Source organism: Sphingomonas sp. (genome assembly GCF_035998645.1).
Classification (GTDB): domain Bacteria; phylum Pseudomonadota; class Alphaproteobacteria; order Sphingomonadales; family Sphingomonadaceae; genus Sphingomonas.
Map to the genome: position 1 here is coordinate 687,573 of NZ_DASYHL010000002.1, position 24,989 is coordinate 712,561.

Consider the following 24,989-nt stretch of genomic DNA (forward strand, 5'->3'; position numbering starts at 1 on the left):
CACAAGCACCCGCATGAGCGCTTCCGCATCCCCCACCGCTGCTTCTGCCGGGCGGCAGGCCATCGCCTTTGCCGCCAGCCTGGTCCGTCAGGCCGGCCGCCGTGGCGCGGGTGCCGTTGCATGGGTGGCGGCTGGGGCGGTGCTGGAGGGGCTTGGCCTTGCGCTGCTGGTGCCGCTTATCGGCGTGATCGTGGCCCCCGGCGACTCGTTCGCCTGGCTGCTCGACTGGGTGGGCGGCGATGCGCGCTCCCGGCTTGCGGTGCTGGTCGCCGCCTTTGTCACGGTGATGATCGTGCGGGCACTGGTCCTGCGCCGGCGCGACCTGGCGCTGTTCGACGTCCAGACCAGCTATACGCTCGATCTGCGGAGCCAGGTGGTGAATACGCTTGCGGCCGCGCCGTGGGAGCGGCTGGCCGGGGTCGAGCATGCCCGGATCACCAGCCTGCTGACCAACGACATCGGGCGCATCGGCGTCGCAGCGCATTTCATGGCCCAGTCGCTGGTGGCCACGGCAATGGTCATGATCCAGCTTGTCGTCGCGCTCACCTTGGCTCCGCTGTTCGCGATTGCAGCACTCGGAGGCCTCGCGCTGCTCGCGCTGCTGGTCAATCGCCACAGCGGCAACAGCGCCGCGCTGGGCGCGCGGATGGTCGACAAGAACCGCGCGCTGATGGGCAGCTCGACCTCGTTTCTCAGCGGGCTCAAGGCGTCTGCGGCGCAGGATGCCAGCCTCGGCTTCGCCGCCGAGTTCGACGCTGCCCAGCGTGCGGCGTCGCTCGAACAGCGCGGATTCGTGGTCGCGCAGTCGACGGCGCGGACCTGGTTCGGCATCGGCACTGCCTTTGCCGCCGCTGGCGTGCTCACCGGCGGCGTCCTTGCGCAGGTGCCGCCGACCGTGCTGGTCGTGCTGGCGCTGATCTTCTCGCGCATGGCCCCGCTCGCGATGCAGCTCCAGCAATCGTCGCAGCAGTTGCTCCACCTCGGCGCCAGCTATGGGGCGGTGCAGGCGGCGCTGACCGAACTTGGCGGCGCGGGCCTCGCCCGCGCGGCGGCAGCCCCGCTTCCTGCGGGGCCGATCCTGCTGGACCGGGTCAGCTACCACCATGCGTCGGGCGCAGGACTGGTCGATGCGGCGCTTGAGATCGCGCCGGGCGAGCTGCTCGGGATTGCCGGCCCATCGGGCGGTGGCAAGACGACGCTGATCGACCTGGTGTCCGGCCTGCTGGTCCCGCAATCGGGGCAGGTCACGGTCGGGGGGGCGCCGCTGCCGCCGGGCGGATGGGGAACGGCGATCGGCTATGTGCCGCAGGACGCGTTCCTGTTCCATGACAGCGTGCGTCGCAATCTCGACTGGGGAGATGCGCGGATCGACGACGCGATGCTGATGGACGCCCTGACTGTGGCGGGCGCGGCCGATCGCGTGACAGCGATGCCCCATGGCCTCGACACGATCATCGGCGAGCGCGGCGCGCTGCTGTCGGGCGGCGAGCGCCAGCGGCTGGCGATCGCCCGCGCGATCCTGCGCCGCCCGCGCCTGCTCGTCCTCGATGAGGCCACCGCCGCGCTGGACCCCGAGAGTGAAGGGCGCATCCTCGACCGGCTTGCGGCGCTGGAGCCGCGTCCCGCGATCCTGATCGTCGCGCACCGCATCGAAACCTTGTCGCGCTGCCCGCGCGTGATCCGGGTCGAGGGCGGCCGGCTGAATTAGATCGCTGCCATATCGGCCTTGTAATGGTGCCAGGCGAGGATCGCGGCGGCCCCGCGATGCGGTCGCCACGCCTCGGCGATCGTGCGGGTCAGCTTCTCCGACGGGCGCTCGGCATGGCCCATGATCCGTCCGATCTCGATCTGCACTGCCAGATCGCCGGCAGGCCAGATGTCGCGGCGGCCCTCGGCGAACAGCAGGTAAATTTCCGCCGACCAGCGGCCGATCCCTTTGACCCGCACCAGCTGCGCAATCGCCTCCTCGTCATCGGCGGGAAGCGCGGTCAGGTCGAGCCGCCCGCTCGAGACTTCCTCGGCAAGACTGCGGGCGTAGCTCGCTTTCTGACGCGAGAGGCCGGCGGCACGCAATGCCTCGTCGCTCGCGGCGGCAACGATATCGGGCTGGGTTAGATCGCCTACCCCCGCCGCCAGCTTGGTCCAGATCGACGCTGCGGCGGCGACGCTGACCTGCTGCCCGACGATGGTGCGCAGCAGAGTTTCGTAGCCCGGTTCGCGGATGCGCGGCTCGGGATAGCCGACGCGCGCGACCGCCGCCGCCATCAACGGCTCGTCCGAAGCGATCGCATCGAGCGATTCGCGCAGCTGTTCGGCGGTCAGTCCCATATTTCGAATCCTTGAAAGCCGCGTCGATCCCCGGCATGGGCGCACAATACGGAGGAGAAGACCATGCCCAAGCTTATCGTCGTCACGCGCGCAGGAGAAGAACGCGAAGTCGAGGGCGAAGTGGGCCTGAGCGTCATGGAAGTGATCCGGGACAACGGGTTCGACGAACTTCTCGCCTTGTGCGGCGGCTGCTGCTCGTGCGCGACCTGCCACATCCATGTCGACCCGGAATTTGCGGCCAAACTGCCGCCGATGAGCGAGGACGAGAACGACCTGCTCGACAGCTCGTCGGACCGCACCGAAACCTCGCGCCTGTCGTGCCAGGTCCAGTTCACCTCCGCGCTTGACGGGCTGAAGGTGACGATCGCGGCTGAGGATTGAGGGAGGTTGTTCGGTTCGGCATTGCCGAACCGGTTGCGGCACCGGCCCGCTCCCCCACCCGGCCACCCATTGAAGATACCGTCTGGGTGGCCGGGTGGGGGAGTGGGCCGCTGCCGTAAGTAATTAAGGGAGCTTCGGCGCGAACTTCACCACTGCCATCGGGGCGTCCTTGCTCAGCGGGGTCGCCTTCCAGGTGACGGTGCGGCGATTGCCCTCGGTCTTGGCCCCGTCCTCATTGTTCTGGCTGACCAGTTCGCCGTCGGTGATGAGGGTGAAGGTGCCGTCGAGCTTGGCATTGGTGTTGTCCGACTTGCCCTTGCCCAGCGAATCATTGTCGCCGAAAGCGGGCGCTTTGACGCGGACGGCGTCGGCTCCGCGTAGCTCCAGCACGACGAACGGGAAGATCACTTCCGCGTCGAGATTATAGGGCCACAGGAAGCCATGGGTCAGCTTCCCGCTGATCTGATAGTCGACCACGAACACGCCATCCCCCTTGTAGGTGACCGAGCGATAGCCCGCCTCCTTGGTCAGCGCTTCGGCGATCGCCTTGAACTTGGCCTCCTTCTTGGCGGCCTCCTCGGCATCGTCCTCATCCCCGGCCGCGTCCTCGCCCTCCTGCCACGCGGCATCGCGCAACAGGCTGGTCGTGGTCTTCTTCTTCTCGTCGCCGTCCTCGTCGCCGAGCCCCTTGAACGCGTCGCCCATGCCCTTCGCCATCTCGCCCGCGATATCGACCGCGATCACCTCGCCCTGATAGCTGAAGGTAAAGCTGCGATCGGCGAGGATGGTGAGGGTCGAGGCGAACTTGCCCGGGCTGAACGCACAGCCGACCAGCAGCACGGGGGCCAGAATCGCCAGCGCAATTCCCTTGAACCGGTCGAACATTGCGTCACTTCCCCGTTGGCGCGCCCGGTCGGGTCAGCGCGAGATAGCTGCGTACAGCGCGATGGCCGCGGCATTGGATACGTTGAGGCTCTCGACCCGCGGCGAAATCGGCAGGCGCGCCAGTTCGTCGCAATGCGCCGCGGTGTTGTGGCGCATGCCTTCGCCCTCGGCGCCGAGCACCAAAGCCGGGCGGGTGTCGCCCATCACTTCGCTCAGCGTCCCCTTGGCCTCACCGGCAAGGCCGATGCGCCAGAAGCCCGCTTCGCCGATCTCGTCGAGCGCGCGGGCAAGATTGACCACCCGCGCCCACGGCACCAGCTCGAGCGCGCCCGACGCTGCGCGCGCCAGCGAACCCGATTCGGGCGGAGCGTGGCGATCCTGCGTCACGATGCCGAGCGCGTCGAACGCCGCGGCCGAACGCAGGATCGCGCCGACATTATGCGGATCGGTGACATGGTCGAGCACCAGCAGCGGGCGGCGATCATTCGCGCCCTGCTCCAGCAGATCGCCCAGCCAGATTTCCTCGAGCGGATCGACCTCGATCACGATGCCCTGATGCGGCGCATCGGCCGGCACCATGCGCGCCAGATCGGCGACATCGGCATAGGTGATCGGCAGCACCGGGGGCAGGTCGAGTGCGCCGAGCGCCTCCCGCGTCCCCCATATCTTGCGCACCCGCCGCTCGGGATTGGCCAGCGCCGCAGTCACGGCGTGGCGGCCCCAAAAACGGGGACGGTTGCTGTTCGATCCGGTCTGGGGACGATGCCCGCGTCTTGGCCTCTGGCTCATAGCTCTCTCTGTTCCGCTCACGCGGAACCGGCACCGCAGCGGTTCAGCATCGCGGAAACGACTTAGAAGGCGCGAATGCACTGCGCAAGGCGTTGACAGCGCCGCGCCGCTTCGGCATTGGCGCGCACTCGCTTCGGCGTGCCGCATGGAAGGGTGGCCGAGTGGTTAAAGGCAGCAGACTGTAAATCTGCCCGCGTGAGCGTACACTGGTTCGAATCCAGTCCCTTCCACCACCACCCCGGACCGGTCGCTCAGACCTGGTCGTGCTCGGGTTGGTGCGTCAGCCGACGGACGTTCGGCCGCATCATCGGCCAGTCCCACATACGTTGCGGCGCGCGCCGCGCTCGTGCGCCCCAGGCCACCACGACACTGGTCGCAACCATGGCCGCGCCGAGTGCCAGCGGCCAGCCATAGGACAACATGACGTCGCCGAAATGCGCCATGTCTGAGATTCCCTCGAATCGCAGTCGGCCACTCTGCCGGCAAAACGCTGGCGTAGATCTGCACTTTTACTGAATTGGGTAGCGGGTGGAGCGGGTAGAGCCGATCAGGCGCTAACACATGATTTTTTAGGAGCCGAATTGCGCGCGTTCGCCGCCGAAAAAATCTAGTCGCGGGAGCGGTTTGCGGGGAGGAGGGGGACGCCGAAGCGCCCTAGGTTCGCGATGTCGAACGGGGCTTGGTCGCCGTCGATCAGAATACGAGATAGGCGGTGCCGTGGTCGGTGAAGTGTCCGAGAACGCGCTGTTCAAGCGCGTCGGCCGCCGCGTCGCTGTCGTCGCAGGGGATGGCGTCTGGCTCGCGCGGGGGATGGTAGAGTAGCTCGATCGCGAGGCTGCCGCCGGCGTCGATCACATGTGCTTCGACGCGATCGGCCTGCTCGGTCAGGAAGTAGAGGCGCTGGCGCGGCATTCAATCAAGATCGTGCGCCGGCGGGCGCGGGTCAACCGGCGTGGCGGCGCAACTGGGGGTCTGCGCCAGCCAGCTCGAGCAGCTGGTCCATGCGGGTTTCGACGCGCAGATCGACGCCGCGGTCCGCCGGGGTGATGACGATGCGGGCGATCAGGCGGCGGAAGCCGGGGACCGCTTCGGGCTGCGCTTCCGGGGTGGCGAGCAGGCGTTCAAGGTTTTCGATTTCGCGGCGATACTGGTCGGCGAGGTTAGGCAGCAGGCCGATGACGTTCGGTTTCGCCAGCACCGACAGCCGCTGTTCTATGTCTTCGCGGTCGCGGCGGGCATCGGCCAGGGCGGTACGGATTTCGGCGAACGCGCCATCCTCGGCGATGGCCGTCACGAGGCGGTCGATCTTGCGGTTGAGGCGGGCTAGTTTGGCGTCCAGATCGTCGCGGTCGCGCGATGCGTCGGCCACGCGGCGGGCGTGCTGTTCGCGATAGGCGCGGAGATAGGCGGCGAGCAGATCGGGGTCGATCAGCTGGGCTTTGAGTTCGGCCAGGACGCGGCGCTCATATTTTCGGTGCGAGATGGTCGCACCGTTGGTGCAGGCCCCGGCGCGGTGGCGACCGCAGCCCCATGATGTCGGGCGCGACTTGATCCACCCGCCGCCGCAGACGCCGCACACCCCCAGATCGGACAGCAGATATTTGGCGCGGCGCTGCGCTTCGGGGAGGGCGTGCGCGGCTTCGGCCAGCAGCTGTTGTACGCGGGCAAACAGGTCAGGTTCGACGATGCGCAGATGCTCAGCCGGTTCCACCGTCCAGCTGTCGGCGGCATGGGCGCGGATCACATAGCGGCGCGATGCCGGGTTCTGCACTTTGCTTGTGCGGCCGACCACCAGCTCCCCATTATAAAGCCGGTTGCGCAGTATGCCGTTCGCGCGGGTCGGATCGCCCCAGATGCTGTTGCCGCGCCATTTACCGCGCGGACCGGGGACGTCGTCGGCGTTGAGGCCGATCGCGACGGCGCGGGCGCTCTTGCCCGCCGCGATCTCTTCGAAGATGCGGCGCACGATCGCCGCCTCGCGCTCATCGATGCGGCGCAGCCCCCGGATCACGTTGCCGCGATCGTCGAGCCGATTGTCCTGGCGATAGCCATAGGCGATGCCGGCGGGGGCGCGGCCCTCGCGCACCACTTCCCGCTGTCCCCGGCGGATGTTGTGCGCCAGATCCTTGCGCTGTTGCTGGTCGACAAAGCCGGTGATCAGGCCGCGGATGTCGTCGATCTCGCCGATCGACAGGGTGAACAGGCGCGCGCCGGCGAACTGGATGCGGCGACGGATGTTGATTGCGTCAACCTCATCGCGGGCGATGCGGCTCGTGGAATCGGCGAGCACCTGGTCGATTCCGCCCGCTTCGACCCGTGTGAGCATGGCGGCGATGCCGGGGCGCTGCTCCTCACTGATGCCCGCGCCGCCGCTGGTTTCGTAATCGGTGAAGACTGCCTCGACCGGCCAGCCTTCACGCTCGGCGCGCGCGCGACAGTCGGCGATCTGCGCGTCGATGGATCGCGCATTCTGTCGGTCCGAGCTGTAGCGGGCGTAGATTACCGTCATCATGGGATTTGGCCTCAGCCGCGCGGGCGCGACTCATCTGTTCGTCATAGTCACGATTCGCGGCGGCGCGCGCAAGTGCCTCGACAAAGGCCACCAGGTCAGGGCGCGCGGCGGGGGTCATGCGTCGCCGTTCAGCTCCGCGAACAGATTGGTTCGGGTGACGCCCAGGCCGGTGCTGCCATCGCGCGTGACATGCCACTTCATGCACGCCGGACACGGATAGACGAACAGGATTGGGAGGGCGCGGCTTTGCGTCGAAAGCGCCGCTTGCGCGCCCATGCGCGCGGCGATCTCGGTCGAGTAGACGCGCTTGCTCGCGCATGCGCGGCGGCTGGCATATTTCTTTGGGCGGGCCATCTATGCGACCTTTCCTTGTCGCTTCCCCCGCCGGAACGTGATCGCCATCATGCCGCGATCGTCGCGGGTGAGGGCGACGGTCAGCCCGTCCTTCGGATCGAAGTCGGCGAGGTTGATCGGGCCACTGTTCCCGGCGTCGCGGGCGGCGCGGAGCAGATCGTCGATCGCCATCTGTAGCGAGGGGAGCGTGTGGACCTGATGCGAGCGCAGGACCTGCGGCGGTACCTCAAGGGCGAGGGTGTCGGTCACAGATCGCTCCTTTCGCCGAGCATGCGCGCCTGCAGTTCGTAGGCGCGTTGGGGTGAGGTCGTGGGCCGAGCCGGGGCGGCGCGGTCGAGGTTGAGGAATGTGGCGGCGCGGCGGCGTGCCTCGCGCCAATCGGGCCAGCGGCGCTGGTGATGCGCTTCGTTGATCGCGATGCGCAGCTCGCCGGGGAGTCGACCGAAGCAGCGGCCGCACAGGCGCTGGTTGCGGCGGCGGGCGTGATCGCAGCCGGGGACGTCACAGATGCTCGGCATCAACGCCGCCCTCCCGCCGCGCCGAACAGCGCGACGATGATGAAGGGGATTGCGACGATCGCGGCGAGGCCGACGAATGCGATCTGGGCGAGGCGACGCCAGCGGCGGGGGGTGACGGGCGCGGCCATCATTTCATCCCCAGCGAGATGAGGTAGGTTTCGAGCATCACCTCGGCTTCCTCGCGGTGATGCGATTCCATCCGGCGCAACTTGATGATGGTCTTCATGGTGCGCGGGTCGAAGCCGATCGCCTTCGCCTCGGCGAACACATCCTTTTCGTCGTCGGCGATGCCCCGCTTTTCCTCGGCGAGCCGTTCCGCTCGCTCGATCAGGAGGCGCAACTGCTCGGCCGCGCTTTCGCCGTTGGTCTTGATCGGATCAGGCACCACGGGCTTTTTGCGACCGCGCGCCGGTGCGGCGGGTGCCATCGGGGCGGGAACATGGCGCATGGTGCCGTCCGCGCCGCGCTGCATGCGCATCGTCATCGCGTTCATGGGAGCATCGCTCCAGCGAGGTAGAAGGTCGCGACCAGCGCGACGGCGAGCCAGCGGCGGGCGGTGCGCGCCCGCTCCTCGCGCTTGGCGCAGTCGCTGCACGAGCAGCCCTGCAGAACGGGCGCGATCAAAGGACGTCTCCGCTACTGCAGAGATCGGAGCTCGCGCAGGCACAGGCACCGCTCGCGCCTTCGCACCGATCCCATTGGCTGCAGCCGCATCCGCGACAGACCGCCGGGTGGCGATCGGCGGGTTCGTGCGCGAGCTGGTAGTAAACGTTGGGATCAAGCGGGAAGGCGACGGCGAGCAGGTCGATCGTCGTGACGTGGCGAGCGAGGACGCCGGGGGTTTCGAGCTGTCGGATCAACTCGCGCGCTTCGGCGAGCCGCTCCGAGCGCGGCAGGAAGCGCGGGGGCGTGACGTTCTCGACGATCAGTGCGGCAGCATCATCGATCGACAGCCGCGCGGCGCGGCGGCGCAGGGCCAGATATGCCTGCGGCGTCAGCGGATCCAGCGTGCTCGGTTGGGCGGCGGGCACAGGGCGCGGAACGGCGCGCCCGAAACTCGGGGTATGCAGCATCAGCTGTTTCCTTTCTTCACGGTGTCGGAGTCGGGGTTGCGAAAGACCCAGCAGTCGACGGTCTTGCCGGCGGCGCGGGAATTGACGGCCTTCACCTCGATGAAGCGGCGGGCCTTGGAGGTCTTGAGCAGGCGCTTCAGCTCCTGATTGGTGCAGGGCATGCGCAGGCCGTTGGCGGAGCAGCGCGCCTCGAACTGGACGAGGCTGATCGCCAGCACGTCGGACGTGCGGGAATGGTTGATCGGGTGTTCGGGGGCGAGTTGGCTCGAGTCCTGGGCGTTGAAGTGGTCGAACCGCTCCCAGAACAGGATGACATGGGGGTGATCCTGCTCGGTCACCCGGTGCCGCTCGGCCAGCATGTCGAGGATCAGCCCGTGCGCGTCGGTGACGTCGTGATCGGACAGGTTGGTCACCACGAGCCGCAGCGCGTCGAGCATCGCCGCCAGCTGGGCGTGGTTCTTGGCGAAGCGGTAATCGCCGCAGCCGGGGTGCTTGAGCATCTTCGCTTCGTGGTGAGCGAATGCCTCGGCATAGCGGACGAGGATCGCCTCTTCGCGGCGCGCGATATGGATCGGGAAGCCCGACAGATCCTTGACGTCGGCGGTCTTGAGTGCCTCGCCTGCGGCCTTGCCCTGAGGCGAGAAGCGGCCCTTGTCGAAGTGCAGGCCCATGATGCGCTCGGTCACCGCCGGCGATCCTTCGACGGTCGCATTCTGGGCGATGACGATCGCGCCCCGGAAAGGCGGCTCAAAGGTTTCCATGCCGCCATTGGCGATGGCGCGGGTGCGGACTGCCCGACCGTTATAGGCGGTCTTCAACTCGTCCCATTCGAAGCGCTTGGCGTGCGGCGTGTCCTGCCCACGGTCGCCCTCGATCAGCACGACGGGGAGATTGCCGACCTGTCCGAGCGTGCGCGAGATGCCCGCGTTGGTGCCTTTGGTCGGGTCGAACCCTTCGTAGGAAACGCGGCCGAGCAGCTTCCAAAGGAACTCCAGCAGCGTGGTCTTGCCGCTGCCCGGCGGGCCGGTCATCTCAAGGAAGCCGAGGCTTTCCTGCTTCGCGCGGATCTGTTCGGCAAAGAGCGCCAGCACCCAAAAGGCGAGCACCACAAGCCCCTTGGGGCCGTAGGCGGTGATCAGCGGGCGGGTCCAATCGAGGTTGAGCTTCTCGGGGTCGTAGGCGATGCGGAGCATTCGCTCCGACGTGCGCAGCTTCACCGACCGCTTGCCGAGGACGAAATAATCCTCGTCGTTGGCCTCGTAGACGCGGCCCTTGTGAACCGCGATGTCGCCGAGGATCCACGCCTCGTGGTCGATCGAGTAGCCGGTGAACTGGATCGCCTCGACCACCTGAATATTCGCCCATTGGCGCTGCATCAGGCGGACGATCTGAAACTGATTGCCGGTCCACAGCGCGCCGGGGGCGACCGAGGCGAGCCGCTTCATGAAGTCGCCGGAGCCGGCGCAGGCCGCGCCGGAAAATGTCGCCTTCACGCTGGCGCGGTCGGACGGGAAATCGACGCGGAGGAAGTATGCGCCCTCCTCAAGGTTCGGGTCGCGCTGGTAATAGAGGGTGCGGAAGGTGCAGTTCGCAACCTCTTCGATCTCGACCGCGCGCTCGGCCGCGCGCTGCCATTGCTGGGTGAAGGGGAGCGCCTTGAAGTCCTCGAACTCGGGCTCGTCGCTTTCCAGCATCGCCTGCAGTTCTGTCTGGATGCGGTCGATCGAGAAGTTCGCCCACAGCTGGCGGCCGCCGAAGGTGATCGGGAAGTTCGCGAATTTTTCGCGCTCGTAGATCAGCAGCGCCTTGGCGGTGGCGGTCGGCGCGATCGTCACCTCGCCATTCCAGCGATAGGTGACCAGATCCTCGGGCTTCAGCTTGTCGCGCTGGCCGAGGTCGTTCCAATCGAGCTTGTCGCCTTCGCCATCGGGGCGCACCTGGGCGGCACCGGAGCGCCAGCCCTCGGCGGTGGCACGCTCGTGGAACTTGCGCGTGAAGTGGACGCCGGCGCGGCCGACGTCGAAGGCCCAGATCAGGCGCGGCCCGGCGAGGTTTTGGGCACCACAGACCCGCCGCAGATCGGCGAGGAAGTGCTCGGGATAGACGTTGCAGGTCAGCGTCGAGACAGCGCGGACCTTGCCCTTCTGAACCAGGTCGATCGTGTCGAAGATGCCTTCGGCAAGCCAAAGCTCATCAGCGCACGCCAGATCCTCGAGCGTGACGCCGGGGTACATCCAGCAATGGCCGCGATAGCTGGAGCCGTAGGAGAAGGTCGCCTTCTTCTTCCCGAACCGGCCCGGCTGATCGATCAGCCGCTGCCAGTGCCCGCCGCCGGGGATCGGGAAGCGCACCGCCGCTGAGACGATGCCAAGCTCCGGGTCACGATACCATTCTTGCGTATAGGCTCCGCGCAGGCGCATGAGGTCGAAACCCCGCGCTGCGGCGAGATAGGCGTCGGCGGCGGCGTGGGGGTTTTCCGGGGTCTGCTTGTGCCGCTTCGACCAGTTGTCGAAGATGTCGGGGTAGAGTTCCTTAACGTGCTTCTCGACGCCGCAGCGGTTCACGCGACCGCATTTCACGACCCAAGGCGCATCGGCGCGGGCATAGGCTTCGCGCTTGCCGCAGGCGTCGCACTTGCCCTCCTGCAGCCACGCGCCTTTGGCCTTGAACTTGTAATCGTTCTGCAGGCGCTTCAGCACTTCTGTGAGCAGATCGTCGCGCATCGGGAGGGTCGGTTCTTTCGGGCAAGCGGAGGGCGTTCCCGGAAGCGCATGGCGACCGGGGGGATTGTTCAGTCAGGTGCGCCGTCACCGGCGCGGGGTTGGGATCAGCCGCTCATGGGAGCGGCCTCGGTCGCCGCGGGCGGCCGCTCATCGTTGGCAGGCGCGGGCGTGTCGTCGTTCGCCGGCTGGCTGGCCCATTTTCCGGTCGGGAGGTGGATGTCGGGGTTCGGGCAGGCGCTGGGCCGCACGGTGCGGATCACACTGAGCTGCGCGACGAAATAATGGCCGCAATCGATGTTGTCGCAGACGAGGCGCAGCTCACGCACGATCGGCGTCACCTGGACGCTGTCGCGCACGATCGAACGATCGCCGCAATGGGGGCAGTGGATCCCCGGAAGACGTGGTTTCTTGGCAGTCATTGGGTTCCCCCCACAGTTTCCCCGCCCGGCCCCGCGCCGAGAGGATGGAAAGACGAGAGACGCCGGCCAACGACCGCCATCGCAGATTGGGCTTCTTCTAGTTCATGTTCGGCGCGGTGGACCTCGCGAGGCCCGGCACCGGGATGGGTGACGGCAAGCACGGCCGCAAAGGCGTCGCCGCTTTCCTTCACCGCGTTCGCCACAGCGGCAGTGAGGGCAAGCCGGTTGGCCATGCGCTCACCGATGCCGCGATCGAGCAGCTGGAGATAGGTTTCGGAGATCGGCGCGGTGTCGCCGCCCGCCTCGATGTAAGCGAGGTCGAGGGCGACCCCCTGTGCGACCGTCGGATGCGCGTTCGACTGCGGGTGCGACCATTTGCGCACGAGCCGCTCGCTGCGCCCGACGATTGCGGCCATCGCCGGAAAGTCGATGCGCCCGGCGATCGTGCTGATCGCCTTCGAAAAGGTGAGGGGGTCGCGGACGAGGGTCACTGCGCCCCCCGGTGCAAAATGGCGTTTCGATCGCACGCGACGCCCGGCGCGCCGAAGGGTACGGCGTTACTATCCGGTTGGAAGGAAGCCGTGGCGTCGTGAGGATAGATGTCGGGACGAAGGTCATGGCGCGACACGCCAGTTGCCGCTTCGACGGGGATCGCGTGCTGCGGAGGGAGCCACTTTCCGTTCGCAAGCCATTTCCAGACCGCGGCCTGTGACACGCCGCAGAGGCGCGCAAATGCGGCTTGTGAACCAGCATGATCGACTGCCGCTTCAAGCGCTTCAGAGGGGGTTCGGTGCGTGACCATGACCAGACAGCTACAACCAAAGTTGTGATCGGTCAACAACCATTCTTCCCTATGGCACAACAACCAAGGTTGTAGGTATTTTGATATGATCAGAGGGGACCGCATTGCCGCGCGCATCGACGCGATTGGCACTTCTCAGAGCGCGGTGGCGAGATCTCTGGGCGTGTCGCAGCAAGCGGTCGGCAAGCTGATTCATGGCGAGACGCGGAACACTTCGAAGCTGATCCAGCTCGCCCGCATTCTTGAGACAACCCCCGCCTACCTGGAGGGGGAAGTCGATGATCCGGCTGAGGGCTATGTTGCGCCTCCACCTCCGCCTATCCAGTTCGTGACGATGCAGGTCGCGCTTCCTAGTGAAGCTGCGCTCGCGCGGATGTTCGAAGGGCTGTTGCGACCGGTCGATCATCAAAATCTGGGCGCGGCCGAACTCGCTCAAATTCTCGCTCGGCGGCTGCCAACCGGTCTTGCGCAGCTTCGAGATCTGCTGCCGACACCCGTGACGGTCGAAGCGCGCGAAGCCGATGCAGATCCTCCAGCTCTCGCCACAGATCGTCCCGCGTCGCGGCAATGACCGAGCACATGACGTCGCAGCGGGCGCAAGCCTGGTCGCAACCAGGGGAGGCACGGAAAACGGGCTTGCTCATTCGCGACCGACTCGACACGTTGTTCTCATTGTGTTCTGCTGGCACGGTGCAAGGTTTGTAGGAAATATCCTTTTTCGTTTCCCTCCAACCATGCCTGAAATCGGGCGTCGAAATCTTGCGGATTTTGGGGCGCGTCGCGGCGAGCGAAGGTCCTAATTGAGCCGAACGAGAGGAGTCCTGATGACGCGGATGTTTCGCTTTGTTGCGCTGGCTCTGCCCTGCGCGGTCGTTGCGTGCGACGAGAACGCCGAGCCAACTAACGCGACTGTGACCCAGGCTCCCGCTACGTATTCGATCTATCCGGCCGATCTTTACCGAGAGGTGCCCAGTGACATTTGCCGGTCAACCGACCCTGAATTCCTACAGGCGCTCATTAGTCGTGTTCGGAAGGGCGTCGCCCCGGATCGTCTGGTGACCTTCAAGTTCGAGGATTTCAGCGTCACCGATGGATTCGAAGGCAAGAACCGCGAGGCAATCCTTCGCTTCCGCGTTGGTGCCCGCGATGAGGCACCGGTGTTGATGTACGCCGTGGGGGCGTTCAATCCTAAGGGATGCCGTGTCGCCGAGCTGCGCGTAGGTGAGGGGGCGGGTCCCTATGAGACAAGCAATCCGAGAGAAATCCGGGTGCAATAGCCGAAGATGTCCCTGACTTTCCTTTGCCTTGCCGCTGTGGCGGTTGACGGCGACACTCTGCGTTGCAGCGACATTGGGCGGGTGCGTTTGGCGCGCATCGACGCGCCGGAGTTAAACGGTTGCCCCCCGCGTCGCCGTTGTGTCTCGGGGGGTGGCCGAGCCGCGCAAGAAAATCTCCGTCAAATGCTCACTGGGCCAGTAATCTGTCGTAGTGGATGCAGATCCGCGACGGTCTGGCTTTCAAAATACTGATCGATTTGGTCGTCGGGTTGCACGCTGTTGGAGCGGTGGTAAAGATCTCGGCGGCGAGCAATTGAGACTGGGTTTTGCAGTTCGATGGCCGCCGGCCGTGTAACGCGTATTTCGATCCAATAGAGGGAGAGGTACATGTCCATCGAGCAAGGCGATCAAATTCCCGAAGGTGAAAAGGACACCGATTGGGGGGAACCCACTGAAACTCATGACCTCAATCTCGCCGAGGAGGGCGAGGGACAGACAGAGAAGAGCGCGGACAGCGAACTAATCAAGGTCGACGGCACTGTCTCGGTAACTTGGCGCGGTACTTCGGGCTGTTGTGACCAAGACCGCGTCAACAGGGAATGGAGCGCTGGCGTGGCTCGGTGGGTGGAGCAGCAGAAGGCGGCTCACCCCACGCTGACGTTTGTATCGCGCGGGTGGGGAGCCGCCAGCGGCGAGTGTCGTAAGTGGGAGGACTGGCCGAACGGTCGGCGTTGCAATGGTTCTCTATCCGGTCCGGTTTACGCCTATTTCCGTAGCTAAGATCAATATGGAGCGGGCGCTGACTGGATCGTCACGCCCGCTCCAGCTTCAGCGACGTCGCGAACCCTCGATCGCCAAGGCTGTGCGCCACCTCGCTGATCAGCAAGGCGGTGCCGTCGATCTCGGCCTTGAAGCCCTGCACTGTCACCTTCTGCTCGGGAGCTAGATCCGCGCGGCCGAGGGCGAGGGTGTAGTCGAATGTCGCGGGCGCGCGCTTGGCGCGGTTCTGCGCGGCTTGGGCGGCGGCGCGGGCATCGGCCTCGCTGGCATAGGTCCGGGACAGCTTGCGCGCGCCCTTCTCCTCGCCAATGGTCACGTACTTTTTCTTCCCTTCCCTGCGATCGTGCCATGAGGCGGTGACGCCGCCGGCATCCTCGCGCTTGGCGAGGCGGTAGCTGTGGCGGTCGCCGTCGCGTTTGCGGAGGGTGACGACGGGCAGGGGCTTGCCGGTGGCAGTTTGGCCCGACCCGACCGGGGCGAAGATCAGCGACCCGCCCTTGATCGTCGCGACCGCATCATGTTCGCGCCCCAAACGGCGCAGTAGCGCCATGTCGCTCTCGCGGCTCTGCACCACGGTCTTGAGCCGGATCGACGCCAGAGCGGGCGCACAGCGCGCCTGCAAAGCATTTCGACCGGCGACCTCGGCAACGATCGTGCCGAGGGTGGTATCGTGCCAGCTTTGCTCGCGGCGCTTCTTGAGGTCGCTGGTGAAGTCGGCCGAGCGCGCGGTGATGCGCACCTGGTCGGGCGGGCCGCGATGTTCGACCTCATCGACCTTGAAGCTACCTTTGTCGATCAGGCCGGGCACAACGTCGCGGCCGCGCAGCCAACCGAGCTGAACGCGCAGCACCGCGCCGGGCTTTGGCATTTCGAGCAGGCCGTCGCTGTCGTCGAGGGTCAGTTCGAGCTGGTCGGCCTCATCTCCCCGCTTTTCGGTCAAAGTCAGCGAGATCAGGCGCGGGCGGACCTTGGCGGTGATGTCGAGCAACTCGGCCGCCGCGCCGAAGATCGCACCGCGCAGATCCTGCCCCGCCATCGTCAGGCGGAAGTCGGGAACGTTGCTCACCGATCAGCCCTCATCGACGCGGAGCAGGTCGATCGCGAAGTCGATCCGGCGCGGGGTGCCGTCATCGAGCAGGTATTTCTGGCGCTCATCGATCGCGGTGATCACGAATTCCCCGAACACGCGGCCCGCGCCATCGACCAGCGGCCATGCCTCGCCCGTGGGGGCCATGCCGCGCAGTTCGTCGAGGGACAGCACGCCCTTCGACAGCTCCGAAAAGGAGGTGCCGGAAACCGAGATGCTGTCCTCACCGGGGCCCACGAATTGCAGCGCGTCGCGGGTGCCGATGCGTGCCGAGCGGGCGTGCCGCCAGTCGCAGCGGCGCTGCAGCTCATCATGGGCGAGGGTCGGGACGTGGAAGGCGAACATGCCGAGCGACATCAAGATCATGATCAACCCTCCCAATCGGGAGCGTCGGCGAACGAGCCGCCGCCGCCGGGCTTGCGGTGGTGATCCTCAAGCTGGCGGCGGACTTCCTCGGCGATCTCTTTCGCGGACTGGCCTGGCGCGGGGTAGATGTTGATCGTCACCGGTGCGGCGCTGGCCCGTCCGCCTGCCGCAACGCTCGACGAAGCCGCAGCCCGCGTGCTCGTTCCCGGTGCGTTGTCGGGGACCGGGGTGGCGGCGATGGCGGGCGCAGCGATGCCGACCGCCATTGCCGCGCCGATCTCTTTCGATAGCCGATCGAGGCGTCGGATTGGCAGCTGCGATTCGGAGGCGATACCTCGATCGAGGCCCTCCATCATGTATCCGCCGAACCCCATGAAGACGCGGGACGGGGACTGGATCCCGAGCTTTTGCTTGAACCATTTTGCAGCGGACGAGGCCGCGTTGATGATGGTCGATTTAAGCGCGCCCAGCATGTTCATGACGCCGCGGATCAGCCCCTGAATGAGGTTGCGGCCTGCCTCCATCATCTGCCCAGGCAATGGACCGCGCAGGAAGGCAAGCACGGCCGAGAAGGCGCGGATGAACATGCCGACCGGAGTGAAGTTCATAATGAACCCGCCGATCGCGGCGAGGCCGGTGCTCACCGTGGATTTGATCCCCGCCCAGAGGCTGGAGAAAAAGCCGGTGACTGCGCCCCAGTTTTTGTAGATCAGATAGGCGCCTCCAGCGAGCAACGCGATGGCAGCAAGCACGGCGAGGACGATGCCGATCAGGGGCAGCAAGCCGATGTTGAGGAACGCGGCGGCCGCGCCCAGCGCATAAAAGGGCATGACCATGCCGGCGACGACGATCGCGCCGCCGCCGAGCACGATGAACAGCCCGGCGAGAATCGCGGCGGTGAGCGCCAGCCCCTTGGCGAATCCGGGGTTGGCGCGCGCCCATCCGGCGAACGCCTTGGCATACCCGCCCACCTTCTTGGCCAGCTGAGTGGCGGCGGGAAGCAGGAGGCCGCCCATCGTGATCGACAGGTTCTGCATCTCGACGTTGAACTGTCGCGACTCCTCCGCCGCGTCCTTCATCCGCTCGGCAAAGTCAGCGTCGGAAGTGCCGCCCGCCGCGCCCGCCTCGGCTCGGATTCGCCGATATTCCTCGAGGTTCTGGATCAGCGGCCGCAGCGCGCCCTGCACCTGGGCATCCTCGAATAGGTAGCCGAGCTTCGACAGGTCACCGCCCACCGTCTTGCTCGCCAGCTCGGCAATCGCCTCGATCGGGGTCTTGCCTTCGGAATAGAGCCTCTTGAGCGCGGCGGGCAGGTCGACTCCGAAGTTCTTCTTGAACGCGCGGACGGTGCCCGGCGAATTGATCTTCTGAAGCAGGTTGGCGACGTTGGTCGCGGCGGCGTCCGAAGATCCTGCGCCCTTGCGCGCGATCTGAAGCGCGGCGGACAGATCCGCGACGGCGGCGGTGCCGTGCTGCCCCAGCGCCTGACTGGCGGCGGTGAGGGCAGGGAAATGGCTCGCCATGTCCTTGATCTCGAACGCGCCGCGTTTGCCGGCGGCCGCCATGATATCGATTACCTTGCCGGTTTGCGCGACAGGCACCTTGAGGTTATCGTTGGCGGCGAAGGCGGCGGCGGACAGATCCGCGATCTCGGCCTTGTAGGCAGTGGCGGCGCGGCCGATCGGCTGCATCATCGCCAGCGCCTGACGGGGATCGAGGCCAAAGCCCGACAGTGTGTCGATGCCGGCGCGAATCGCTTCGGGCAGTTGGTTCGCCTTCGCCGCAACTTCGAGCACTGTGTCGCCCATCTGGCGCGCAGCGTCGCGCGATAGGTCCGCCTTTTGCGCGATGTCGGTCATCGCCGATTCGTGCACGGCCGCGTCGTCGCGCGCGCCGGTGATCGGGCGCAGCATCGTTTGACCGGTCTGCATTGCGGAGAAGCCGCCGGCGGCGAGGCCAGTGGCCATGTTCATGCCCTTGCCGAACTGGTCGCGGGCAGCGCCGAGCCGCTGCGCGCGATCGGCGGTGGCGCGCAGGCGGCGCTCCTGTTCGGCCAGCTCTTCGTTGGTGCGGGCAATATCACCGCGCAGACGGCGCTCGTGGCTGGACAGGTTGCCCGTCGCGACGCCAGCGGAACCGAGCCGGTCGCGCAGCTGCTGCAGTCGCGCGGACTGCTCGATATGCTCATTCTTGAGCGCAGCGGATTCGCGCTTTGCCTTGGCGAACTCGGCGGTCAACTTCTTGGTCGGGGTGTCGGTCGCGGCGATCTGACGGGCGAGGGCGTTCACGCGCGCCTGCGCCTCCCCCATCTGCGCCTCGGTCGATCGCAGGCCAGCCTTCAGCTCGCGGAAGCCATTGATGTTGGCCTGTGCCCGGTCGAGATCGCGGAGACGATCGCGGGTCGCCTTCAGCTCGCGCGCGGCCTTGGCCGAGCCGCCGGCGATGTCGCGCAAGGGGCGGGTGACGCGGTCACCCGCCTCGAGCAGCATGCGGATGCGGAGATTGCGGTCCATCGGGCGGCTTCAGCTCTTGTCGTTTCGGGTGCGGCGCTCGGCCTGAGCGCGCCAGGCCATGAGTTCGACGAGGTCCATCCCGTCCATTGCGGACGGCGGCCAGTGAAACACGACCGCCAGATCCGCCATGACGTCCTCTACGCGGTTTGGGAGGCTGCCTGCTTTGCGGCCGTCGGCAGCAAAAAATCCATTACCTCAGCGCCGAACTGCATCAGGTCGGCAGGTTCCCAGATCGCGTTCTTGTGAATGACCGGCGTGGTGATGCGCGGTGCCAGTTCGTGCAGCGCGTTCACGTCGAGCTGCGAAAGCGCCATGAGGGTAAGACCGCGCATCTCGGGCGAGCCGGGCTTGCGCACGGTCACCACGGTCCCGGCGGGGATCAGCACCTGGTCGCCGACCTTGACGTCGCCGTCGAGGGTCAAGCGACGAAATAGCGGCGAATTGTCCGCAACGGGCGGGGTCTGTTCGGTCATGTTAATCGACTCCGGTTAGAACTGGCCGATGGCGGCGCGATGCTCCGCCATGCGATCGACACCGCCGACGATCTCGACGCCCGCAAGGATGTCGATCTCAACCTCGGTGCGGCCGTTCCAGATTTCCTTGTAATAGGCGCAGGCCGTCTTGACCTTGAACTCGCCCATCTCGCCGACCTGCTGGTCGCCGCGATCGATTTCCTCGTGCCGGCCGCGCACCACGACTTCGACCGCAGTGATCTCACCCGTGTCGTCATTCTGGAACGAGCCGACCCAGCGGATCTGCACCCCGGTGAGCGAGGGCAGGCCGTACTGGCGGATGACTTCCCGGATCGGGCCGCCATAGCTGTGCTCGACATCGAGATCGTCGCCGCCGCCCAGGTCGATCTTGGCGGGACGATTCATGCCGCCGCCGCGCCAGCCCTCGAACTTGCGATCGAGGTTGGGCAGCTTCATCGTTTTGCTTTCACCGACATAGCCGATGCCGTCGATGATGGTGGTCATGGTCTTGAGGACGCGGGGCAGGCCCATGGCGGTTCTCCAATAAAGGGCAGGAAGCTAAGGGGCGGGCTTCAGGCGGCGAGGGCGACCAGCTCGGCGAAGTCGGCGAGATACTCGTCGGTGATCTCCTGGCGGAGCAGGAGGTTTTCGAGCGGCGGGACCGGCGTGTATTTGTACCGGATCAGCAGCTTGCCGGCCTTGAGGTTCTCGATCGGGTTGGCGTCCGCGTCGAACCACGCCTCAGCGCCGAGGATCATCTGCGCAGCGCCGGGACGCGCGAGCTTGCGAAACAGCTCATTGATCTGCTCGATGATGTCGCGGGCGAGGCCGGGGTTCATCTGCTTGTCGATCGCCCAGATCAAGCCGAGCGCGCAGGTGTCCGCCAGAACTTGCGCGGTGCGGGTCGCGCTTTCGAACACGAAATCCTTGCCGGTGTCGCTCGCCGGATCCGCGCAGGTGCGGTTGCCCCAGAAGCGGAGCGATCCGTTGATGGCGACGATGGTGGTGATCCCCGCCTCGTTGAGCTGGTTCGCCTCGGTATCGACCGACTGGAAGTCGAAGTGCACATCCTCGGTCATTCCGACAACGCCTTCGATCGGGACGTTGGACAGGGTCTTGTTCCAGCCCTGCTCCTGATCGATGCGCGCGCGCATGCCCATCGCGTGCGCCACGGACGGGCTGGCGACGATGTCGGTGCCCGATTCCATGAGGAAGTCGGGATAGAGCAGCATCAGCTCCCGCTGGTCGAAGTTTTCGCGATAGGCGATGCGCGCGGCGGTGTCCGCGCCATGGCAGCGGGCATAGGCGAAGGCGCGCAGATCCTTGGCCACCGCCGCCAGCTCATCCGCTACATCCTCCGTATCAAGGCCCGGTGCGCCGAGGATACGCGGCTTCAGGCCGAGCTGAGCCTCGGCACCGCGCAGCATCTGGATCCCGGCGATGACATTGGCGTCGGTCGCGGCCTCATCAACACCGGAGGCGACGCGGATCAGGACGATCGGCGTGCGGACATGGGTGGCAATGGCCTGCAGCGCGGCTTTGAGCGTGCCGGTCGCGCCCGCCTTGGCAATGGCATCGACGATGCCGGATGGCGCGATCTTGACGCGGGTGTCGAGCGGGAAGGCCGCAGCGTCGGCGGCGGGGCCGGTGGCGACCAGGCCGATGACGCCGGTGGCGACGATCGCCAGCGAGCGCGCCGCGCTCGCGACCTCGGTGACGCTGATTCCGTGCTGAAACGACATGGATACCTCTCAGTTAGCAAGGGCGCTCTGGGCGCGGACGGGAAGGGTGAAGGTGACGGGAGAGCGGCGGCCGTTGGGATCGAGCGCGTCGCCGGCGATATCGAGGACGAACTCCCCCGGCTGATCGCCCGCAGAAAGGCCGACGCGGGTCAGGCGCAGGCGGCGCTCCCACCGCGACAGGGCGAGCGCGGTCGCCGCGAAGATCCGCGTGCGGGTGAGCTGGTTCATCGGCTGATCGATCAGCTCGGGGACGAAAGAGCCGTACTCGCGCAGGCAAATGCGGGTGCCGAGCGGCGTGCCGATGATGTCCCCGCAGGACTGGCGTAGGTGATCGAGGCCGGAGAGTGGCTTGCCGGTATGGCGGTCCATGCCGTTCATACCGCTGCCCCGGTCTGGGCAGCGCCAGCCTGCACGCCAATGTGCTTGTGGGATTTGAGGCTGATCGCCGCTGCCTTGACGTCGGTGTCGCTTGCGATCTCGCCATCGACATGGAGCTTGGTATCCATCTGGACGTCGCCCGTCACCTTGAGCTTGCCGTCGATCTCGACGTCGCAGAGCAGCTTGGCGCGGCCGCCTTCGGGAAGCCGCGCCTCAAGATACTGTTCCTCGGGATCGTAGGAGATGCGCGCGCCATCGGCGAAGATCATGACGACGGTGCGGCTGTCGCCGGGGGCGGGGTTGGCGTCGCTGGGGAGGCCGCGCAGCACGATGCCGGCGCGGGTGTCGCCTTCGGGCGCGATGACGGCAACCTGTTCGCCCTCGCTGGGCGGCATCCAGATATGGGTTTCCCCCGCCGATCCGGCGAGCCAGGGGAGATCGCCGGTTTCAATGTCGCCGATCTGCACGCGGCAGGTGCCCGCCGAGAGATCGACGGACAGTACGGTCCCCAAGCGGAACAGATCGCCAATGATGCGCTGAGAGTCGGCGGGGTCGCTCATGGCGACGTTATGACCGCGCCCCCGGAAGCACGCGCGGGCGCGGTCTTGTAGAAAGGGTTACTACAAGGGGAGGGGGGTGTTGCCCGACGGTGCATTCTGTCCCACCGGGCGAACGACCTTAAATCGGCTCGGCGGCGATTTCTCCCTGCGGTTCGACAACCTTGGCCTGCAGCTTCGCCACCTCGGCACGCAAGTTGGCGCTGGTCTCCTGCTCGACCGAGACGAGGCGTTGCAGAGTGCGGATCTGCGACTCATCCGATGCGACGCGCCCGTTGAGCTCAGCAGCGGCCGCATTCTGCGCGGCGATGGTTTCGGCCTGGGCGTCGATCGTCGCCTGAGCATTAGCCAGCTCGGCACGAACGCCGACAATCTGTGCATCCAGCGCCGTGTTGATCGCGGATGCTCCCTGCAGCTGAGCCACCTTCGTTGCCAGCGCGGCGCCGAGATCGGCATCCTCTCCGGTCAAAATGGACAGGAACTCCTCCGTCGTCGCCGGTTCGGCATCGAGGATGCGCCGCGCGCCATCGGCATAGACCGCCTCGCGCCGCGCCTCGACGCCCGTGATAGTGCCCGCATCGTCAAGGCAGAGCGCAATCTGCCGCGTCTTGATTTCCATATTCACTTCCTCCGTTACGCCCACGCGACGACGATGCGCCAATTGGTGCCGTCGCAAATGACCTCGCCCTTGTTGGAGCCACCCCCAGCCGCGACACTGGCGGCAGTGGTGGCGTTCAAATCGGTGACATATGCCTTGGACCCGGCCCCGACCGTCGCGGCGGCAGGAAGTCCCGCAACCGTGTAGCTAGGCAGCTTGGGCGGCATGGCGAAACGGGTCACGTTGATCGCAGGATCGCACTCGAAGAACAGGGCGCTCGACGATCCCACGCTCTTGAAGCTCTTCTCGACCTTGAGCTTGTCGCCGTCGCTGTTGTCATAGCCGATGGTGAAGCTTGCCCCTGAACCCTGGTTCGTGAAGCACAGCATCATGTCGCTGCTGGCGTTGTCCCCAGTCTGCAGGTTGAAGGTCGGCTTGCCGGTGGTCGACAGGACGTGGAAATCGACGCGCCCCGTCACGCCGCTGGCGTTGATGAACGCGCCATAGGCATCGCCGGTCACGGCGGGCATCTGCACATTGACGCCGCGCATCCCCGCCGCCCCACCGCTCGTGATATTCAGGTCAATGCCGCAGTTGCCCGAACCGCTCGGGGTCGCCTGCGCCGTGCCGACGATATAAAGTGCGCCGCCCCCAATATGCGTGTTGTCGTTGCTGTTGCGATACGGCGCGGGCAGCAAGCCGGTCTTGGCCGCGTTCCACTGCTCGACGGTCGGACGGTTGTTGGTGCCGAAGAACAGCTTGGGGTGCGGGAGTCCGGCACCGCTATCGATGAACTCGACCTCGTTACCCATGCCGCCGAAACGGAAGCTAAGGCGATCCGTGCCAATGCCGCTGATGAAGCGGAAGTTGTTCGACCGCATCGAATAGCTGGCACCTGCGCCGTTCCAGTCGGCGATCAAGTGCGGGACCGTCGCGCTCAGGGCGCGGAACTCGATCGACGGATCACTGGCCGGGAACAGCGACGCATGGAACTCGGCCATGAACGGATCGCTCGGCCCACCTTGGGCGAACTTACTCTCGATGCGGAACGAGGCTGACGGCATTGCCGTGTTCGATGGCGTGAATGCCGGGGTGGAATTGTATCCGAGCCCGAAGACCACATTATAGTAGTTCGGCTGCGAGGTCGGCCCATTCGTAACCCGCGATGCGTTCTGAATGAGACGGCAGCTCACGCCGTCATCTCCGCCATTGCTGTTGATGAGGCCGGATGCCTTCGGGCTGTCGATGATGACAGTCACATAATTGTTCCCAGCCGTCAGCTCCGGCGGCGAAAGCACCAGCGACGGACCGCTCAGCCCGGCAGGCGGCGTCCGCCACTCGAACGCGGTCCCTGCTTCATTGCCGACCAGCATCTTGTTCGCGCCCAGCGAGAACGCGCCGGCGGGCGCCTCTGCCAGCATCGCGAAGACTGCCTGCGCGAACTCGACCGCATTCGCGCCGGCGTTGACGCGCAACAGCTTGTTGGCCTGGCCCGCGTAGCCAGCCGGGGTGTCGCTGAGCGCCGCGAACGTCGAGACGCCACCGCCGCCGCCGCCGCCAATCGCCATCCATCCGGTGCCCGCGAGGTTCAAGCCATAAAGGGTGCCCGTGCCGCTGTCCGTCCAGGTCAAGGCGAGATGCGACGCATCAGCGCGGAGCGCATGGGCCGCCGCCGCGCTGGGCCTATCAGCGAGGGGGCCGATGCCGTGGAAATCGGAAAGCCGGGTCATGGATTAGGACTCCACATAAGGAACGAAGATCGGGCGGCCGAAATCGTCAGCCAGAAAATCGGGGCCAGGCAGGGCGCCGGATACGAGCGGGACCATCGTCGGGCCGCCGGTGCCTCCCCCGATGCTGCTCAGACGAACCCGCTTGGCGATGCTGTCCTGAACAATCGGCACCCATTCGGTGCCATCCGGGTCTGTCGCGATAGGCAATTCGGAGATCTTCGCCATCAGGAATGCTCCGGCCACAGGGGGTGTAAGGAAGGATCGAAAGCGGTGAGGTTCGCGGCGGGCATGCGGGCGATCTGGGCCTCGATCGCGTTGGACGCGGTGCGGATCGCATCGATTCGAGCCCGGCGGTCGAGCGCGCCTTCCATATCCGCCCCGACCCCGGCGAACGCCTCAATCGCGATGGTCGCATTGTCATTGGCCTGTTGCTCAAGGCTGGCGACCGCCAGAATGCGGCGACGGGCTTCGCCCTTGACCGATGCGACGGCGCGGGTGCGGAGCTGGTCGATACCGATGCGCGGTTCGCGAGCAACCGGACGGCCCGCGCGATCGGGGGCGATGATTTTTCCTGCGGCTCGGGCGGCGATCAGCTCGCCATGACGTTCGCGCGAGATCCGCACTGCATCGGCGGGAATGTCGCGGTTGATGGCCGGATCGTAGAAGCCGCCGGTGGATGGGCTGAAGAACATGCCGCCTTCCCC

At 66.2% G+C, this 24,989-nt stretch carries 36 protein-coding genes and 1 tRNA gene; 6 read left to right on the top strand and 31 right to left on the bottom strand.

Features of this window, described 5'->3' with window-relative positions; all coding sequences use genetic code 11:
• Positions 1-13 precede the first annotated feature (13 nt).
• A complete protein-coding gene (locus tag VGN66_RS03570) occupies positions 14-1,708 on the top strand; it encodes an ABC transporter ATP-binding protein (protein WP_327517460.1) in 1,695 nt (564 codons plus the stop codon).
• Here the strand turns inward: VGN66_RS03570 and VGN66_RS03575 are convergent.
• Positions 1,705-2,328: a DNA-3-methyladenine glycosylase 2 family protein gene (locus tag VGN66_RS03575; RefSeq protein ID WP_327517461.1), complete on the bottom strand. Its 624-nt coding sequence runs from the start codon at positions 2,326-2,328 to the stop codon at positions 1,705-1,707. The genes VGN66_RS03570 and VGN66_RS03575 overlap by 4 nt on opposite strands.
• Positions 2,329-2,391: 63 nt before the next feature.
• Here VGN66_RS03575 and VGN66_RS03580 point away from each other — a divergent pair, with 63 nt between their 5' ends.
• Positions 2,392-2,709: a ferredoxin gene (locus tag VGN66_RS03580; RefSeq protein ID WP_327517462.1), complete on the top strand. Its 318-nt coding sequence runs from the start codon at positions 2,392-2,394 to the stop codon at positions 2,707-2,709.
• Between the two features lie 123 nt (positions 2,710-2,832).
• Here VGN66_RS03580 and VGN66_RS03585 read toward each other — a convergent pair whose 3' ends face one another.
• Both VGN66_RS03585 and rlmB read right to left on the bottom strand, forming a co-directional pair.
• On the bottom strand, positions 2,833-3,594 hold the full coding sequence (locus tag VGN66_RS03585; protein WP_327517463.1) for a hypothetical protein: 762 nt from the start codon (positions 3,592-3,594) through the stop codon (positions 2,833-2,835).
• Positions 3,595-3,627: 33 nt separating this feature from the next.
• Positions 3,628-4,383 carry a 23S rRNA (guanosine(2251)-2'-O)-methyltransferase RlmB gene (rlmB, locus tag VGN66_RS03590; protein WP_327517464.1) on the bottom strand — a complete coding sequence of 252 codons (756 nt, stop codon included), beginning with the start codon at positions 4,381-4,383 and terminating at the stop codon, positions 3,628-3,630.
• A gap of 147 nt (positions 4,384-4,530) precedes the next feature.
• Here rlmB and VGN66_RS03595 point away from each other — a divergent pair.
• Positions 4,531-4,616, top strand: a tRNA-Tyr gene (locus VGN66_RS03595).
• 18 nt (positions 4,617-4,634) lie between these two features.
• Here VGN66_RS03595 and VGN66_RS03600 read toward each other — a convergent pair.
• The 14 genes from VGN66_RS03600 to VGN66_RS03665 all read right to left on the bottom strand — a co-directional run bounded on the left by VGN66_RS03600 (position 4,635) and on the right by VGN66_RS03665 (position 12,820).
• Positions 4,635-4,826 carry a hypothetical protein gene (locus VGN66_RS03600; RefSeq protein WP_327517465.1) on the bottom strand — a complete coding sequence of 64 codons (192 nt, stop codon included), beginning with the start codon at positions 4,824-4,826 and terminating at the stop codon, positions 4,635-4,637.
• 250 nt (positions 4,827-5,076) lie between these two features.
• Complete coding sequence (locus tag VGN66_RS03605) at positions 5,077-5,295, bottom strand: hypothetical protein (protein WP_327517466.1); 219 nt, start codon at positions 5,293-5,295, stop codon at positions 5,077-5,079.
• A gap of 31 nt (positions 5,296-5,326) precedes the next feature.
• On the bottom strand, positions 5,327-6,895 hold the full coding sequence (locus VGN66_RS03610; protein WP_327517467.1) for a recombinase family protein: 1,569 nt from the start codon (positions 6,893-6,895) through the stop codon (positions 5,327-5,329).
• A 114-nt stretch (positions 6,896-7,009) separates the two neighbouring features.
• A complete protein-coding gene (locus VGN66_RS03615) occupies positions 7,010-7,249 on the bottom strand; it encodes a hypothetical protein (RefSeq protein WP_327517468.1) in 240 nt (79 codons plus the stop codon).
• Positions 7,250-7,498, bottom strand: coding sequence for a hypothetical protein (locus VGN66_RS03620; RefSeq protein ID WP_327517469.1), 249 nt, complete (start codon positions 7,496-7,498; stop codon positions 7,250-7,252). It abuts the gene before it with no gap.
• A complete protein-coding gene (locus tag VGN66_RS03625) occupies positions 7,495-7,767 on the bottom strand; it encodes a hypothetical protein (protein WP_327517470.1) in 273 nt (90 codons plus the stop codon). Before VGN66_RS03625 ends, VGN66_RS03620 begins: the two co-directional genes overlap by 4 nt.
• Entirely contained in the window at positions 7,767-7,895 is a 129-nt protein-coding gene (locus VGN66_RS03630; protein WP_327517471.1) for a hypothetical protein, read from the bottom strand. The genes VGN66_RS03625 and VGN66_RS03630 overlap by 1 nt, the downstream gene beginning before the upstream one ends.
• Positions 7,895-8,194, bottom strand: a complete 300-nt coding sequence (locus tag VGN66_RS03635; RefSeq protein WP_327517576.1) for a DUF2312 domain-containing protein — start codon at positions 8,192-8,194, stop codon at positions 7,895-7,897. The genes VGN66_RS03630 and VGN66_RS03635 overlap by 1 nt, the downstream gene beginning before the upstream one ends.
• Before the next feature lie 62 nt (positions 8,195-8,256).
• A complete protein-coding gene (locus VGN66_RS03640) occupies positions 8,257-8,391 on the bottom strand; it encodes a hypothetical protein (protein WP_327517472.1) in 135 nt (44 codons plus the stop codon).
• Complete coding sequence (locus tag VGN66_RS03645) at positions 8,388-8,840, bottom strand: hypothetical protein (RefSeq protein ID WP_327517473.1); 453 nt, start codon at positions 8,838-8,840, stop codon at positions 8,388-8,390. The genes VGN66_RS03640 and VGN66_RS03645 overlap by 4 nt, the downstream gene beginning before the upstream one ends.
• On the bottom strand, positions 8,840-11,563 hold the full coding sequence (locus VGN66_RS03650) for a toprim domain-containing protein (protein WP_327517474.1): 2,724 nt from the start codon (positions 11,561-11,563) through the stop codon (positions 8,840-8,842). Before VGN66_RS03650 ends, VGN66_RS03645 begins: the two co-directional genes overlap by 1 nt.
• A gap of 104 nt (positions 11,564-11,667) precedes the next feature.
• Positions 11,668-11,982, bottom strand: a complete 315-nt coding sequence (locus VGN66_RS03655; protein WP_327517475.1) for an ogr/Delta-like zinc finger family protein — start codon at positions 11,980-11,982, stop codon at positions 11,668-11,670.
• Positions 11,979-12,473, bottom strand: a complete 495-nt coding sequence (locus VGN66_RS03660) for a hypothetical protein (protein WP_327517476.1) — start codon at positions 12,471-12,473, stop codon at positions 11,979-11,981. The genes VGN66_RS03655 and VGN66_RS03660 overlap by 4 nt, the downstream gene beginning before the upstream one ends.
• A complete protein-coding gene (locus VGN66_RS03665; RefSeq protein WP_327517477.1) occupies positions 12,470-12,820 on the bottom strand; it encodes a transcriptional regulator in 351 nt (116 codons plus the stop codon). Before VGN66_RS03665 ends, VGN66_RS03660 begins: the two co-directional genes overlap by 4 nt.
• A gap of 49 nt (positions 12,821-12,869) precedes the next feature.
• Here VGN66_RS03665 and VGN66_RS03670 point away from each other — a divergent pair, with 49 nt between their 5' ends.
• Together VGN66_RS03670 and VGN66_RS03675 are read left to right on the top strand one after the other, a co-directional pair.
• Positions 12,870-13,355, top strand: a complete 486-nt coding sequence (locus tag VGN66_RS03670; protein WP_327517478.1) for a helix-turn-helix domain-containing protein — start codon at positions 12,870-12,872, stop codon at positions 13,353-13,355.
• A 253-nt stretch (positions 13,356-13,608) separates the two neighbouring features.
• Entirely contained in the window at positions 13,609-14,061 is a 453-nt protein-coding gene (locus VGN66_RS03675; RefSeq protein WP_327517479.1) for a hypothetical protein, read from the top strand.
• Between the two features lie 179 nt (positions 14,062-14,240).
• Here the strand turns inward: VGN66_RS03675 and VGN66_RS03680 are convergent, their stop codons facing one another.
• Positions 14,241-14,450, bottom strand: coding sequence for a hypothetical protein (locus VGN66_RS03680; protein ID WP_327517480.1), 210 nt, complete (start codon positions 14,448-14,450; stop codon positions 14,241-14,243).
• Here VGN66_RS03680 and VGN66_RS03685 point away from each other — a divergent pair.
• Positions 14,449-14,841, top strand: a complete 393-nt coding sequence (locus VGN66_RS03685) for a hypothetical protein (protein WP_327517481.1) — start codon at positions 14,449-14,451, stop codon at positions 14,839-14,841. The two genes, VGN66_RS03680 and VGN66_RS03685, sit on opposite strands and share 2 nt — an antisense overlap.
• 31 nt (positions 14,842-14,872) lie before the next feature.
• On the opposite strand, the gene VGN66_RS03690 is transcribed toward VGN66_RS03685, so the two are convergent.
• The 13 genes from VGN66_RS03690 to VGN66_RS03750 all read right to left on the bottom strand — a co-directional run bounded on the left by VGN66_RS03690 (position 14,873) and on the right by VGN66_RS03750 (position 24,977).
• Positions 14,873-15,907, bottom strand: a complete 1,035-nt coding sequence (locus VGN66_RS03690) for a contractile injection system protein, VgrG/Pvc8 family (RefSeq protein ID WP_327517482.1) — start codon at positions 15,905-15,907, stop codon at positions 14,873-14,875.
• Between the two features lie 3 nt (positions 15,908-15,910).
• Entirely contained in the window at positions 15,911-16,294 is a 384-nt protein-coding gene (locus VGN66_RS03695; protein ID WP_327517483.1) for a phage tail protein, read from the bottom strand.
• A gap of 2 nt (positions 16,295-16,296) precedes the next feature.
• Positions 16,297-18,807 (bottom strand): phage tail tape measure protein, encoded by a 2,511-nt coding sequence (locus tag VGN66_RS03700; protein ID WP_327517484.1) that lies wholly within the window; start codon positions 18,805-18,807, stop codon positions 16,297-16,299.
• 9 nt (positions 18,808-18,816) lie between these two features.
• The gene (locus VGN66_RS03705) at positions 18,817-18,936 is read right to left on the bottom strand and encodes a GpE family phage tail protein (RefSeq protein ID WP_327517485.1); all 120 of its coding nucleotides are present in this window, start codon (positions 18,934-18,936) and stop codon (positions 18,817-18,819) included.
• 8 nt (positions 18,937-18,944) lie between these two features.
• A complete protein-coding gene (locus VGN66_RS03710; protein WP_327517486.1) occupies positions 18,945-19,280 on the bottom strand; it encodes a phage tail assembly protein in 336 nt (111 codons plus the stop codon).
• A gap of 15 nt (positions 19,281-19,295) precedes the next feature.
• Positions 19,296-19,811: a phage major tail tube protein gene (locus tag VGN66_RS03715; RefSeq protein WP_327517487.1), complete on the bottom strand. Its 516-nt coding sequence runs from the start codon at positions 19,809-19,811 to the stop codon at positions 19,296-19,298.
• Positions 19,812-19,852: 41 nt separating this feature from the next.
• Entirely contained in the window at positions 19,853-21,022 is a 1,170-nt protein-coding gene (locus VGN66_RS03720) for a phage tail sheath subtilisin-like domain-containing protein (protein WP_327517488.1), read from the bottom strand.
• 9 nt (positions 21,023-21,031) lie between these two features.
• A complete protein-coding gene (locus VGN66_RS03725; protein WP_327517489.1) occupies positions 21,032-21,391 on the bottom strand; it encodes a GPW/gp25 family protein in 360 nt (119 codons plus the stop codon).
• 5 nt (positions 21,392-21,396) lie between these two features.
• Positions 21,397-21,960, bottom strand: a complete 564-nt coding sequence (locus VGN66_RS03730) for a phage baseplate assembly protein V (RefSeq protein WP_327517491.1) — start codon at positions 21,958-21,960, stop codon at positions 21,397-21,399.
• A gap of 118 nt (positions 21,961-22,078) precedes the next feature.
• On the bottom strand, positions 22,079-22,576 hold the full coding sequence (locus VGN66_RS03735; protein ID WP_327517493.1) for a hypothetical protein: 498 nt from the start codon (positions 22,574-22,576) through the stop codon (positions 22,079-22,081).
• Between the two features lie 14 nt (positions 22,577-22,590).
• Positions 22,591-24,285 carry a hypothetical protein gene (locus tag VGN66_RS03740; protein WP_327517494.1) on the bottom strand — a complete coding sequence of 565 codons (1,695 nt, stop codon included), beginning with the start codon at positions 24,283-24,285 and terminating at the stop codon, positions 22,591-22,593.
• A gap of 3 nt (positions 24,286-24,288) precedes the next feature.
• Positions 24,289-24,510, bottom strand: coding sequence for a hypothetical protein (locus tag VGN66_RS03745; RefSeq protein ID WP_327517495.1), 222 nt, complete (start codon positions 24,508-24,510; stop codon positions 24,289-24,291).
• Positions 24,510-24,977, bottom strand: coding sequence for a hypothetical protein (locus tag VGN66_RS03750; protein ID WP_327517496.1), 468 nt, complete (start codon positions 24,975-24,977; stop codon positions 24,510-24,512). The genes VGN66_RS03745 and VGN66_RS03750 overlap by 1 nt, the downstream gene beginning before the upstream one ends.
• Between the last annotated feature and the right edge of the window lie 12 nt (positions 24,978-24,989).